Annotated in this window: 12 protein-coding genes; 3 read left to right on the forward strand and 9 right to left on the reverse strand. The window is 46.4% G+C overall.

The window, feature by feature from the left end; genetic code table 11:
* The first annotated feature begins 2 nt into the window (after nucleotides 1-2).
* On the forward strand, nucleotides 3-1,271 hold the full coding sequence (gene murA, locus OCU35_RS01720) for a UDP-N-acetylglucosamine 1-carboxyvinyltransferase (RefSeq protein ID WP_017243823.1): 1,269 nt from the start codon (nucleotides 3-5) through the stop codon (nucleotides 1,269-1,271).
* A 216-nt stretch (nucleotides 1,272-1,487) separates the two neighbouring features.
* Entirely contained in the window at nucleotides 1,488-2,231 is a 744-nt protein-coding gene (locus tag OCU35_RS01725) for a 1-acylglycerol-3-phosphate O-acyltransferase (protein WP_017243824.1), read from the forward strand.
* A gap of 56 nt (nucleotides 2,232-2,287) precedes the next feature.
* Here the strand turns inward: OCU35_RS01725 and OCU35_RS01730 are convergent, their stop codons facing one another.
* The 5 genes from OCU35_RS01730 to arcA form a co-directional block, all read right to left on the reverse strand.
* Nucleotides 2,288-2,677: a RidA family protein gene (locus OCU35_RS01730; RefSeq protein ID WP_017028811.1), complete on the reverse strand. Its 390-nt coding sequence runs from the start codon at nucleotides 2,675-2,677 to the stop codon at nucleotides 2,288-2,290.
* A 37-nt stretch (nucleotides 2,678-2,714) separates the two neighbouring features.
* Nucleotides 2,715-3,176, reverse strand: a complete 462-nt coding sequence (gene pyrI / locus OCU35_RS01735) for an aspartate carbamoyltransferase regulatory subunit (RefSeq protein ID WP_017028810.1) — start codon at nucleotides 3,174-3,176, stop codon at nucleotides 2,715-2,717.
* 16 nt (nucleotides 3,177-3,192) lie between these two features.
* Nucleotides 3,193-4,122, reverse strand: coding sequence for an aspartate carbamoyltransferase (pyrB, locus tag OCU35_RS01740; RefSeq protein ID WP_261825545.1), 930 nt, complete (start codon nucleotides 4,120-4,122; stop codon nucleotides 3,193-3,195).
* A gap of 204 nt (nucleotides 4,123-4,326) precedes the next feature.
* Nucleotides 4,327-5,331 carry an ornithine carbamoyltransferase gene (locus OCU35_RS01745; protein ID WP_065598653.1) on the reverse strand — a complete coding sequence of 335 codons (1,005 nt, stop codon included), beginning with the start codon at nucleotides 5,329-5,331 and terminating at the stop codon, nucleotides 4,327-4,329.
* Nucleotides 5,332-5,402: 71 nt separating this feature from the next.
* Nucleotides 5,403-6,623, reverse strand: coding sequence for an arginine deiminase (gene arcA / locus OCU35_RS01750; RefSeq protein ID WP_261825546.1), 1,221 nt, complete (start codon nucleotides 6,621-6,623; stop codon nucleotides 5,403-5,405).
* Between the two features lie 193 nt (nucleotides 6,624-6,816).
* Between arcA and rraB the strand changes: the two genes are divergently transcribed.
* Nucleotides 6,817-7,233, forward strand: coding sequence for a ribonuclease E inhibitor RraB (rraB, locus tag OCU35_RS01755; protein ID WP_017032856.1), 417 nt, complete (start codon nucleotides 6,817-6,819; stop codon nucleotides 7,231-7,233).
* Between the two features lie 81 nt (nucleotides 7,234-7,314).
* Here rraB and OCU35_RS01760 read toward each other — a convergent pair whose 3' ends face one another.
* The 4 genes from OCU35_RS01760 to pepA all read right to left on the reverse strand — a co-directional run bounded on the left by OCU35_RS01760 (nucleotide 7,315) and on the right by pepA (nucleotide 13,695).
* Nucleotides 7,315-7,698 (reverse strand): DUF2061 domain-containing protein, encoded by a 384-nt coding sequence (locus OCU35_RS01760; RefSeq protein ID WP_261825547.1) that lies wholly within the window; start codon nucleotides 7,696-7,698, stop codon nucleotides 7,315-7,317.
* Nucleotides 7,699-8,700: 1,002 nt separating this feature from the next.
* On the reverse strand, nucleotides 8,701-11,562 hold the full coding sequence (locus tag OCU35_RS01765; protein WP_261825548.1) for a valine--tRNA ligase: 2,862 nt from the start codon (nucleotides 11,560-11,562) through the stop codon (nucleotides 8,701-8,703).
* Between the two features lie 95 nt (nucleotides 11,563-11,657).
* Nucleotides 11,658-12,113, reverse strand: a complete 456-nt coding sequence (locus OCU35_RS01770; protein ID WP_017032854.1) for a DNA polymerase III subunit chi — start codon at nucleotides 12,111-12,113, stop codon at nucleotides 11,658-11,660.
* 73 nt (nucleotides 12,114-12,186) lie between these two features.
* Nucleotides 12,187-13,695 (reverse strand): leucyl aminopeptidase, encoded by a 1,509-nt coding sequence (gene pepA / locus OCU35_RS01775; protein ID WP_017032853.1) that lies wholly within the window; start codon nucleotides 13,693-13,695, stop codon nucleotides 12,187-12,189.
* Between the last annotated feature and the right edge of the window lie 210 nt (nucleotides 13,696-13,905).

Raw genomic sequence — 13,905 nt, forward strand, 5'->3', positions numbered from 1 at the left:
TAATGGAAAAATTTCGAGTAACTGGATCGTCGGCACCACTCAGTGGTGAGGTTTCGATTTCTGGCGCTAAAAATGCGGCTTTACCTATTTTATTCTCTGCGATCTTAGCAGAAGAGCCTGTATCGCTGCACAACGTACCTAAACTGCGTGACATCGATACAAGCATGGCACTGCTGCAGCAGTTGGGTGCAAAAGCCTCACGCGATGGCGATACCACCACTTTGCAGGTAGATTCATCGGGCATCAACGAATTCTGTGCTCCTTATGAGCTAGTAAAAACCATGCGTGCTTCAATTTGGGCGTTGGGTCCACTAGTGGCAAGATTTGGCGAAGGCCAAGTGAGTCTGCCGGGTGGCTGTGCTATCGGCGCACGCCCTGTGGATTTACACATTCAGGGTCTTGAGCATCTTGGCGCAGAAATCACTCTAGAAGATGGCTATGTGAAAGCTAAGGTTGATGGGCGCTTAAAGGGCTCACACATCGTAATGGATAAAGTGAGCGTAGGCGCTACTATCACCATTATGAGCGCAGCAACACTAGCAGAAGGCACTACGGTTCTGGACAACGCGGCTCGTGAGCCTGAGATTGTCGATACCGCTGAGTTTTTAAATACTTTGGGTGCAAAAATCTCGGGTGCAGGCACGGATACGATTACTATCGAGGGTGTAGAGCGTCTTGGTGGTGGTGAGCATACCGTTGTTCCTGATCGCATCGAAACCGGTACCTTCCTTGTGGCTGCTGCTGTGTCAGGTGGCAAGGTTGTGTGCCGCAATACTCGTGCATCTTTGCTCGAAGCCGTTTTAGCGAAGCTAGAAGAGGCGGGCGCTAAGGTTGAAACCGGAGAAGATTGGATCTCTGCTGATATGACAGGTCGTGAGCTTAAGGCTATCACTGTTCGTACAGCCCCACACCCAGGTTTCCCGACCGACATGCAAGCGCAGTTTACTCTGCTTAACATGATGGCTAAAGGTGGCGGTGTCATTACTGAAACCATCTTTGAGAACCGCTTCATGCATGTGCCTGAACTGCAGCGTATGGGCGCAAAAGCAGAAATCGAAGGCCACACAGTGATCTGTGGTGATAGTGATGAGCTAAGTGGTACTCAGGTTATGGCAACAGACCTTCGTGCATCAGCGAGTTTGGTGATTGCAGGTTGCATCGCTAAGGGCGAAACAATCGTCGATCGTATTTACCACATTGATCGTGGTTATGATCGCATTGAACATAAGCTCAGCTTGCTGGGTGCCAATATCGAAAGGTTTAGTGACTAATTAGGTTATTTAGATGCTATTTCAGGCCGAAACCATATGGTTTCGGCTTTTTTATTTGGTAGACTTGTAGGGCTAAATACCGCTATTGTCTGCGGGCTTATGCAATTAGCCCTAGGTCAACATGGGCCGCAACCTTCTTAAAGAATAATGTCCCCGAGATTTGGATATGTCGGGTATAACCATATAACTGCGAAGGATATCGCTAGGAATGAAACAATGATTGCTTTACTGCGCATATTTATGGTCGCAATTTTTGCTGTACTGATGTTTGTGTTTGGCTGTGGCTACTGCCTATTTAGCCCTAGAAACCCAAAACACGTATTTAGATTTGGTCGCTACTTTGGCGCAATGCACCGCGTATTCGGTATCAAGTTGGAATTGCGTCTTCCGGAAGATGCTTATAAGCGTGGTCAGGCAACCTATATTGCTAATCACCAGAACTCATGGGATCTGTTTACTGTATCTTCTGCGGTGACCCCAAACGTAGTAACAGTAGGTAAGAAAAGTCTGCTTTGGTTACCACTGTTTGGTCAGCTTTATTGGCTAACGGGTAATATCTTGATTGACCGAGCTAACCGCTCAAAAGCCATGGGCACGATTGATCAGGTGGTCGATAAGATGAAGCAAACTCGCTTGTCAGTATGGATGTTCCCTGAAGGGACGCGTTCACGCGGACGTGGTTTACTGCCATTTAAGACCGGTGCTTTTCATGCCGCGATTGGCGCTGAGACACCCATCATTCCTATTGTATGTAGCACGACTCAAGATAAGGTAAAACTGAATCGTTGGAATAACGGTCACGTTATTATTGAGATGCTACCACCAGTGGATACATCACAATACAGTAAGTCTAATGTGCGTGAGCTTGCAGAGCTTTGTCGTAGTCAGATGGAAGCGAAGCTGAAAGACTTGGATGAAGAAGTCGACGCAAGAAATGCCGCTGACGGCGTGAAAAACTAAACAAGAAAAAAGGGAGCCTCGGCTCCCTTTTTAGTCATTAGCAAAAGCAAATCGTCTTATTTACGAACTGCAATCGCTTCGATTTCGATGCCTACATCTTTAGGAAGACGCGCAACCTCTACACAAGAGCGAGCAGGGTAGTTTGCTACGTTATGCTCGTCGAAGAACTTACCGTATACCTCGTTGACTGTACCGAAGTCATTTAGGTCTTTAACGAATACCGTCATCTTAACGATGTCAGTAACAGTTAGACCTGATGATTCAACCACAGCTTTAACGTTCTCTAGAGACTGTCTCGCTTGCTCTGCAATATCAGAAGACACTTCGCCTGTCTCTGGGTTTACAGGGATCTGACCTGAAGTCATTACCATGCCGCCTAGGTCAACACCTTGAACGTAAGGGCCGATTGCTGCTGGAGCATTGTCAGTGTGCAGTACTTTCGTCATTTTCATTCCATTTCTATTTTGTTTTAGCGAATACTAGTTATAACTCAGTGACCACTTCACGTGAATACACTTTTTCACAGTATTTGCATTTCAAACGAATGCTGTCTTTCTTTTCCACCACATTGAATTGGCTTTCTACTGGTTCGCCGTGGGTGATACAGTTGCTGTTCGGGCAAGCAAACACACCACGAACTTGGCTTGGCAGTTCAAGCTCAAGCTTCCTTACCACCTTGTAGTCTTCAATCTGATTGACTGTCGCATAAGGAGCGTAAAGGGCTAACTTGCTCGCTTGCTCTTCGTTGATGAACACGTTTTCAATCTTAAGGATATCCTTCGCGCCCAGTGCCGATGAAGGCAGGTTTAAGCCAACGGTGACACGCTCGTTCGATTTTTGCATTGAGAAGAGCTTCAGTACCTTGATACCCACATGTGCAGGGATATGGTCGATTACAGTACCGTCTTTAATGGCTTCAACTTGTAATTGAGTTGGTTTAGTCATGGTTAAATCTCCTCTATTACAGGGTTTGGTTAAGAACAAGCGCTAACAGGGCTTCACGTGCATACACACCATTTTCAGCCTGCGTAAAGTAGTAGGCATGCGGTGTTTTATCGACATCAACGGTGATTTCATCAACGCGTGGTAGCGGGTGTAACACCTTTAGGTTGTAACGTGCTTCTGTTAGCTGTGCTGCTGTGAGAATGTAAGCCGATTTGATGTGCGCATACTCAGACTCGTCAAAACGTTCTTTTTGAACGCGAGTCATGTACAGAATATCTAGCTCAGGAATGACGCTTTCCATATCCGTATGCAGGCTATATTGAATGCCTGATTCATCTAGCTCTTCGCAGATGTAATCTGGCATGGCTAACGCTTCTGGTGCAATAAAGTAGAAGCGAACGTTGTTAAACTTCGCCAATGCTTGAGTAAGAGAGTGAACAGTACGACCGTATTTAAGGTCGCCAACAAAGGCTACATTAAGGTTGTCTAGACGGCCTTGAGTTTCGTAGATTGAGAACAGGTCGAGTAAGGTTTGCGTAGGGTGTTGGTTTGAACCATCACCGGCATTGATCACTGGAACGCCGTTGGAAAACTCAGATGCTAGTCGCGCTGCACCTTCTTGAGGGTGGCGCATTACAAATGCGTCAACGTAGGTGGAGATGACCTGTACTGAGTCCGCTAGGGTCTCACCTTTCTTAGCCAGTGAGGTATTTCCGCCGTTGTCGAAACCAATGACACTACCGCCAACGCGTTGAATAGCGGTTTCAAATGATAGGCGTGTGCGCGTAGAAGGCTCAAAAAAGCAACTAGCGACAACCTTGTTCTTTAGCAGTGTAGGCATTGGCTCTGATTTGAGTTTTCCTGCCGTTTGCACAATAAGCTCAAGCTCTTCGCGGTTTAGCTCTGGAATGGAGATGATGTGCTTATTGAAAAGCGTGTTTTGCATGGTTTCTTCCCCTGATAGTACGCACATAAAAAAGCCCCCCTAAAAAGGGAGGCTAGAATCAATTCTGAATGAATAGGAGTGGAACACGGCGTTGGCAGTGTTTCTTAGTCACGTTTTGATTGCCACGGTGTAGCATACAACCCTCCTATTTATCGTCTGGGATTATACGCGCTAAGTATGCAATCGCAAGCGTTTGCGTCAGAATTATTGACCTAAGGTGGCAACCATTACTGCCTTGATGGTGTGCATGCGATTTTCCGCTTCATCAAAGACAATTGAGTGCTCAGACTCAAAGACTTCATCGGTAACCTCAAGACCTTGCATGCCATATTTGGCGGCTATTTCTTTACCCACAGTGGTTTGGTCATCGTGGAAAGCCGGTAGGCAATGCATGAACTTAACGTGTGGATTGCCGGTTGCCTTAATGGCATCCATATTCACTTGATAAGGCTTCATTACGGCAATGCGCTCTTCCCAAGCTTCAGCTGGCTCACCCATAGAGACCCAAACGTCAGTGTACAAGAAATCACAGCCCTCTACGCCAGAGGCGACATCCTCAGAGAGGGTGATGGTCGCGCCGCTACTTTGAGCGATTTCCTGACATTGCGCGACGAGCTCTTCTTCTGGCCAATAGGCTTTTGGCGCAACTAAGCGAATATCCATACCCATCTTGGCAGCGCCCACCAGTAACGAATTACCCATGTTGTTGCGCGCATCACCAAGATAAGCAAAGCTGATTTGATGAAGCTGCTTGCCGCGTGCATGCTCCTGCATGGTTAGGAAATCTGCCAAGATTTGTGTTGGATGGAACTCGTCCGTTAGACCGTTCCAAACAGGCACGCCAGCGTACTCGCCCAGTTCTTCGACAATAGCTTGTCCGAAACCGCGATACTCGATGCCGTCATACATGCGTCCAAGGACGCGAGCGGTATCTTTCATCGACTCTTTATGGCCAATTTGAGAACCTGATGGACCTAAATAAGAAACCTGAGCGCCCTGATCAAAGGCCGCTACCTCAAATGCACAGCGTGTTCTTGTAGAAGACTTCTCAAAAATTAGAGCGATGTTTTTTCCCTGTAATCGCTTTTGTTCTGTACCTGCATACTTAGCCTTTTTCAGGTCTGCAGATAGGTCTAATAAGAACTGAATTTCTTTTTGAGTAAAATCTAAAAGTTTTAGAAAGTTACGGTTTCTTAGGTTGTAGGCCATACGGGTTCTCTCATTCGGTGTCATTTATGATTTATTGCATATAAATTCTTTTAAATCAAATATAAATTCATTTAGATCGCATCCCTTTCAATAGGGCAACTCATACAACGAGCGCCACCACGTCCTCTACCGAGTTCGTTTCCAGGAATGGATATCACCTTGATGCCGGCTTGTTCGTATTTTTCATTGGTATAGACATTGCGCTCGTAACCAATCACTACGCCAGGCTTGACGGTTAAAACGTTATTGGCATCATTCCATTGCTCGCGCTCTGCTTCATAGCTGTTGCCTCCCGTGGTGACTATCTTCAGTTCTTGTAAACCAAGGGCATCTTTTATGGCGCTAGCGTATGAGTCAGCTTGAACTGCGTGCACACGGCCTTTATCTGACGGGGTGAGAACCCAAGTCTCTAAAGAGGAATTAATGACTTCTGGGTAGATAGAAAAGGTATCCACATTGAGCTGGGTCATTACCGTATCTAGGTGCATGCATGAACGTGTTTTAGGTAACCTCAATGCGATGACCTGCGTCGCTTGTCCTGTCTCAAAGAGTCGATGGGCTAAGTTTTCCACACCCTGTGGAGTCGTGCGTTCAGACATACCGATCAACACGCTACCTCGGCCAATTACTAGTACATCACCGCCTTCGATATTGGTGTTGTCGTAGTGCTCATTTTCATTTCCGAGATAGTTTTCAAAACTTTGCTTGGCGAAGGTCGGGTGCCAACGATAAATAGCTCGAAGATGGTTGGTTTCTCTCTTTCTGGCCTTCTTCATCATTGGGTTTAGCGAGACACCGCCATAGATCCAACAGGAGGTATCGCGAGTGAATAAATGGTTGGGCAGTGGGTCAATAACAAAATCCAGTGCCTTGTGCATCTTCGGCAGCATTGACGTCGAAGTTATGGACAGCTCTGAATAGGCAAGACCGCCAGTGAGTACGGTGGCGAGATGATCGTTGTCCATTTCTGCTAGGTGCTCACGGAGCTCATTGGCAAAAGTGGGGCCGTATCGATAATCTGAGATTTGATTTTGCAGTAGCCATTGCTTGGCTTCGGGAATCGCGAGTGTTTCGGCGAGAAGATCGTGCAGCAGGAGTACATCGACATCTTGGTCACGCAGTGCCTGGGCAAAAACATCATGTTCTTCACCAGCGGCTTCCACCGCCAGTACATCGTCGAACAGTAAATCCTGGCAGTTTGACGGTGTTAAGTGGGTGAGTGCCCTTTCTGGGCGATTAAGTAAAACACGGCGCAGTTGTCCCACTTCTGAACCGACGTACAGCTTACTCATTATGCATCCTTTCTCATTATGACCCACCCTTTATGACAAGGATGGAGTGAAGTTGCAAGTTACAGAGGTAAGCAAGGGAGATAATTGAGAAATCTCCCCCTAGATCGAGCCTAGATATGGTATTTCGTGTCGAACCGTGCCATATTTCGTCGGTATATAAATCTATTATTTTTACCTGTTCGGGAGCACACCCATGTCACAAGTGGAAGAGTATCTATCAGTCGAAGAACTTATCGAATTTCAGAAAGAAGAGACGCGCGACATTATCGCCGCTTTGCTTGAAGACGGTAGTGAACCTGATGCTTTGTATGAAATTGAACATCATCTTTTTGCTGAAGACTTTGAGACTTTAGAAAAAGCGGTTGTTGAAGCCTTCAAGATGGGTTTTGAGGTTCTAGAAGCAGAAGAAACTGAAGACGAAGATGGCAAAAAGCTATTGTGCTGTGATGCTACAATGACTTGTACTTTAGACCCTGAGCTGATCGATCAGCAAGTTGAGAAGCTGATTAACCTAGCTGAAAAATACGACATTATTTATGACGGCTGGGGCACATACTACGAGGGCGAAGACGCACTTGTTTATGACGAAGAAGATGATGAAGACGAGTAATCGTTATTTGTTTTTCTAATTGAAAAAGCTCGCTATTTAGCGAGCTTTTTTGTGTCTATAGGAAAGTACTTCTAGTTGCTATTAAGCGTGGCTAAGTGTTGGCTGAGTGAAGTATTTACGCCATACACGTTCATGAAAGTAGTAAGCTCCAGTATTAATGCTGGGTTCGACTAAAGCCAACAAACCACCCGCCAAAGCATCTCCAGAGATTAGGTACACCACAGTAAACGCAACACTAAAATGAACAATGGCAAAGCTGGTGGTTTTGATCTGTGAGAACGCCTGCTTTGCTTTTAGGTAAGGCACTGAGTTCCAAACTTTTTCATGAAAGTAAAATGCCACAGTGTTAACGCTAGGCTCAATCATTGCAATTAGACTACCTAGGATCACATCACCCGTAAGAACGTAAGCTACGGTGAACGCAATTGAGAAGTGTAATACTGCAAAGCTAAGTGTCTTTTTCATTGTTGAGCCTATAGTGTTTTTCTTTGTTGTGAATAGTATTGATAATTATTCTCATTTGGTCAATGGTTATTTTATGATTAGTTTGATAGGGAAAAGCGATGAAGGTATTTAGTCCGTTATTTTGGACTTAATCCAGAACCTTGGTGAGTACGAAGGACTTACTCCGTGCAACCCAAGATTCCGGCTCGTTGGCCGGAATGACGACTCTGGTGAGGTTGGGGGAAGTGTACGAGTTCAGTTATGTGAGCCCGTCATTCTGGACTTGATCCAGAACCTTGGTGAGTACGAAGGACTTACTCTGTGCAACTCAAGATTCCGGCTCTTTGGCCGGAATGACGACTCTGGTGAGGTTGGGGGAAGTGTACGAGTTCAGTTATGTGAGCCCGTCATTTTGGACTTAATCCAGAACCTTAGTGAGTACGAAGGACTTACTCTGTGCAACCCAAGATTCCGGCTCGTTGGCCGAAATGACGACTCTGGTGAGGTTGGGGGAAGTGTACGAGTTCAGTTATGTGAGCCCGTCATTTTGGACTTGATCCAGAACCTTGGTGAGTACGAAAGACTTACTCTGTGCAACCCAAGATTCCGGCTTGTTGGCCGGAATGACGACTCTGGTGAGGTTGGGGGAAGTGTACGAGTTCAGTTATATGAGCCCGTCATTCTGGACTTGATCCAGAACCTTGGTGAGTACGAAGGACTTACTCTGTGCAACCCAAGACTCCGGCTCGTTGGCCGGAATGACGACTCTGGTGAGGTTGGGGGAAGTGTACGAGTTCAGTTATATGAGCCGTCATTCCAGCGTTCGCCAGTATGACGGATTGTCGGATCGTAGCGCCTTTCTCCAACTAGTCGTCATTCTGGACTTGATCCAGAACCTTAGAAAGTACGAAAGCCTCTTTGGATAAATGATTCATTTCATACTAGATACAAGCAACAACAAGGAACAACAGACACAAAAAAAGGGCTGACTCTCGTCAACCCTTTCTATTCAACTACTTACTATTACAGCGCAGCGATGGTTGCTTGCTGCTCAGCGAGTTTAGTCAGTGTATCTTTGTAACCATCAAGCTTTTCACGCTCTTTAGCAACAACCGCTTCAGGTGCTTTCGCAACGAAGCCTTGGTTGTTTAGCTTGCCTTCGATGCGCTTGATCTCGCCTTCAGTCTTCTTGATTTCGCCCGCTAGACGGTTAAGTTCAGCGTCTTTGTCAATCAAGCCAGCCATTGGGATCATTAGCTCAGACTTGCCAACTAGAGAAGTCGCACATGCAGGAGTCTCAGCGCCATCTTCTAGAACAGTTATGTTCTCAAGCTTGGCTAGAGACATAAGCACGGCCTTGTTTGCTTCTAGGCGAGTTACGTCGGTTGCATCAGAGGCTTTCAGCATTACGTCTAGTGGCTTGCTTGGAGCAATGTCGTATTCTGCACGCAGGTTACGGATGCTAGTAATGAAGGCTTTAACCCATTCAATATCATCAAGCGCTTCTTGGTTGAAGTTAGCTGCGTCATACTGAGGCAGAGCTTGAGTCATAATGGTATCGCCCTCTACACCGTCAACAAGTGGCTTCACGCTCTGCCAGATTGTTTCTGTGATGTAAGGAAGAACAGGGTGAGCAAGACGCAGAGTCTTCTCAAGAACCGTGATTAGCGTGCGACGCGTTGCGCGTTGCTGAGTCTCTGTACCCTTCCAAAGAACAGGTTTAGTTAGCTCTAGGTACCAGTCACAGAATTGGTTCCAGATGAACTCATAAAGCGTGTTCGCAGCCATGTCTAGACGGTAGTTGTCTAGGTGAGCGTTAAACTCTTTCGCAGTAAGTTCAAACTGAGATTCAATCCACTTGTCTGCGATTGAGTACTCTAGTTCTGCATCTGATGCAAAACCGCAGTCCTGGTCTTCTGTGTTCATGAGAACATAGCGACTTGCGTTCCACAGCTTGTTACAGAAGTTACGGTAACCCTCTAGGCGCTTCATGTCCCAGTTGATGTCACGACCCGTTGAGGCCATTGCTGCTAGAGTAAAGCGCAGTGCATCAGTACCGTAAGGTTCAATGCCGTCTTCGAAGGTCTTACGAGTGTTATTTTCGATCTTCTTCGCTAGTTGTGGCTGCATCATGTTGCCACAACGCTTTTCAACAAGTTCTTCAAGACCAATACCATCAATCATATCGATAGGGTCAAGTACGTTACCCTTCGACTTAGACATCTTGTCGCCGTTTTCATCACGGATAAGACCCGTCATGTACACGGTTTTGAACGGTACTTGAGGTTTGCCGTCTTCGTCTTTCACGAAGTGCATGGTCATCATGATCATACGAGCAACCCAGAAGAAGATAATATCAAAGCCTGATACTAGAACTTCAGATGGGTGGAATGTTTTCAGTGCATCAGTATCTTCAGGCCAGCCTTGCGTGCCGAATGTCCAAAGTGCAGAAGAGAACCAGGTATCGAGAACGTCATCGTCTTGGCGTAGTACTACAATTGGCGCTAGGTTGTTCTTCTCGCGAACTTCTTCTTCAGTGCGACCTACGTAGACTTTGCCGTCATTGTCGTACCATGCTGGGATTCTATGGCCCCACCAAAGTTGACGAGAGATACACCAGTCTTGTACATCACGCATCCACGCAAAGTACATGTTTTCATACTGCTTAGGTACAAATTGAATCTGACCGTCTTCAACCGCTTTTACAGCTGGTTCCGCTAGAGGAGCGGTGCGTACGTACCATTGGTCCGTTAGCATTGGTTCAATAACCACACCACCACGGTCACCGTAAGGAACGGTTAGGTCGTGATCTTTGATCTCATCAAGAAGGCCAAGCTCTTCAAATTCAGCAACGATAGCCTTACGAGCAGCGAAACGCTCCATGCCATGGTATTTAGCAGGAAGGTCAGTGCTGTATTCATCACTTTCTTCACCGTTGGTATTGAATACTTCAGCAGCATCACGAATATCAGCGTTGAACGTTAGGATGTTGATCATTGGAAGGCTGTTGCGCTTGCCAACTTCATAATCGTTAAAGTCGTGAGCAGGAGTGATTTTCACACAACCAGTGCCTTTTTCCATGTCCGCATGCTCATCGCCTACGATTGGAATTAGACGACCTACGATTGGCAGTTCAATGTGCTGACCAATAAGATCTTTATAACGAGGATCTTCCGGGTTTACAGCAACACCAGTATCTCCCAGCATGGTTTCTGGACGAGTGGTCGCAACAACGATGTAGTCTTTACCGTCTGCCGTCGTAGCACCATTTGCTAGCGGGTAGCGGAAGTGCCACATGAAGCCTTTTTTGTCTTTGTTCTCAACTTCAAGATCTGAAATTGCAGTGTGCAGTTTTGGATCCCAGTTAACTAGGCGCTTACCACGGTAGATAAGGTCGTCTTCGTATAGACGAACGAAGACTTCTTGAGTTGCCGCTGATAGGCCGTCATCCATAGTGAATCGCTCACGATCCCAGTCTACAGAAGCGCCAAGGCGGCGAAGCTGCTTGGTGATGGTACCGCCAGATTCCGCTTTCCATTCCCAGATCTTGTCAATGAAAGCTTCACGGCCGTAGTCGTGTTTAGTCTTGTTTTCTTCTGCCGCAATCTTGCGCTCAACAACCATTTGAGTGGCAATACCTGCGTGGTCGGTACCCACTTGCCAAAGGGTGTTTTTGCCCTTCATTCGCTCAGCACGGATTAGCGTATCCATGATGGTGTCTTGGAATGCATGTCCCATGTGCAAGCTACCTGTGACATTCGGCGGTGGGATCATGATTGAGTATGATTCTTTCGAGGTGTCACCGTGTGGCTTGAAGTAGCCTTTTTCTTCCCAAGTCTGATACAGATCTTGTTCGATAGATTGTGGGTTATATGTCTTTTCCATAATGCTCTTACATGGATAATTGGTTGATGGCAAACTGCATAAATTAAGGGTTTATCAACCGCCAGTTGATAAATGCTTTAGCTATGAAGTTTGGTCTATTTGTTCAGTTCTGCAATGGATATCGTCTGCATTTGATAGCCAGCCTGACGGTAAATTTTATACCTTTCTCGGGCGATATGCTTCGCTTTTTCATCGCAAGGCACGAAGTCTACCACTTGAGACACTATTCCCGCAAAGTTTGTATTATCTTCAGCCAGATTAATGACAATATTACGGCTGCGATTAAGTTGAGTTGAACCACTGCCAATCTCGACTGGAGTACCTTGCCGGGGACCTTCTCCGGTTAGGTTGTGGGCAATAAAGTCTGCACCATCAAGCTGAAATAGATAGTCATCCCAGATGTCTGAATGTTGTTTATCTTTGGTATTCAGGTAGATGCGTGCCCCTTGCTTGGTAAAGTGTCTCACTAGGTAGCAGACATAATCACGAAAGCCTTGCTCTGAGTCGGCAACACTGTTGGGTTCAATCAAGTAGAAGGTGGCTATAGACATGCTCTTTCTCAATAAAAAGCGCCTCCCGGAGGAGGCGTTACTTAATTTAGGTTAGCACACAGTATTGAGGCTATTACTCTTCGGTTTCTTGTCCGCTACGGTTTAGTAGGAACTGAACCAATAGTGATACAGGGCGGCCCGTTGAGCCTTTTGCTTGACCAGACTTCCAAGCGGTACCTGCGATATCCAGGTGAGCCCAGTTGTACTTCTTGGTGAAGCGAGAAAGGAAGCAACCCGCAGTGATAGTACCGGCAGGGCGACCACCGATGTTTGCCATGTCAGCAAACGGACTAGCAATCTGCTCTTGGTATTCGTCAGCCATAGGTAAACGCCACGCACGGTCACCGGATTGCTCTGATGCATTCACGAGTTCGTGAGATAGCGGGTTATGGTTTGAGATAACACCACTGATGTGATGGCCAAGGGCAATCACACAAGCTCCGGTTAGGGTTGCGACATCAACCACACAATCCGGTTCAAAGCGCTCGGCATAGGTTAGAGCATCACATAATACTAGGCGGCCCTCAGCATCGGTGTTTAGCACCTCGACTGTTTGACCTGACATAGTTGTTAGGATGTCACCAGGGCGATATGCGTTGCTTCCCGGCATGTTTTCACAGCCAGCAAGTACACCTACCACATTGATGGGTAGGTTAAGCTGAGCAAGGGCCTTCATTGTACCGAAGACACTCGCTGCGCCACACATGTCATACTTCATCTCATCCATGCCGTCACCCGGCTTAAGAGAGATACCGCCTGAGTCAAAGGTCAAACCTTTACCAATAAGCACGATAGGCTTAGCAGTTGATTCAGGGTTACCCTTGTACTCCATGACAGACATCATAGATTCGTTGTGTGAGCCACGACCTACCGCTAGGTAAGAGGTCATGCCCAGTTTTTCCATCTCTTGCTCGCCAATAATCTTAGTGGTGACCGTTTCATAGTCATCCGCTAAACGGCGCGCTTGTGAGGCTAGGTAAGCTGGGTTTGCCACGTTTGGTGGCATATTGCCTAGGTCTTTAGAAGCAGCAACACCCGATGCTATTGCTAGACCGTGGCTAATCGCGCGCTCGCCGATATTGAGTTCACGGCGTGTTGGCACATTGAACACTAGCTTACGCAGTGGACGACGTGTCTCTGGCTTGTTGCTCTTAAACTGATCGAAAGTGTAAAGACCATCATGTGTTGCTTCTACTGCTTGGCGTACTTTCCAGTAGGTATCGCGTCCCTTAACGTGAAGCTCAGTTAGGAAACAAACTGCTTCCATTGAACCTGTTTCGTTTAGCGTGCTGATGGTTTTTTGAATAATTTCTTTGTACTGGCGCTCGCCAAGCTCACGCTCTTTACCACAACCTACTAACAGAACACGTTCGGATAACACACCTGGTACTTGATGCAATAACAGCATTTGACCGGGTTTACCCTCTAGATCGCCTCTGCGTAGCAGTGAACTTAGGTATCCATCACTGATTTTATCCAGTTGTTCTGCAACTGGTGAAAGGCGTCGTGGTTCGAACACCCCAACAACGATGCATGCGCTACGTTGTTTCTCTGGGCTACCACTTTTTACACTGAACTCCATGCCTACTCCTACATCCTGAAGACAAACCACAATAAATGTTAGATAATAACTGCTTAACTTGTTGAATCTTGGTCAAGAGCTATGTTTACTCAATGAGCGTAAGCAAGTTAATTGATTATCGATTAGTCAGAAAAATTGAAAAATAAAAGGTTCAATCAGAAATTATAGCGATTCCTGTAAAAATACAAGTTTTGCATCCGAGCTTATAGG

Origin of the sequence: Vibrio breoganii, assembly GCF_024346795.1 — a bacterium.
In the GTDB taxonomy this organism is placed as follows: domain Bacteria; phylum Pseudomonadota; class Gammaproteobacteria; order Enterobacterales; family Vibrionaceae; genus Vibrio; species Vibrio breoganii.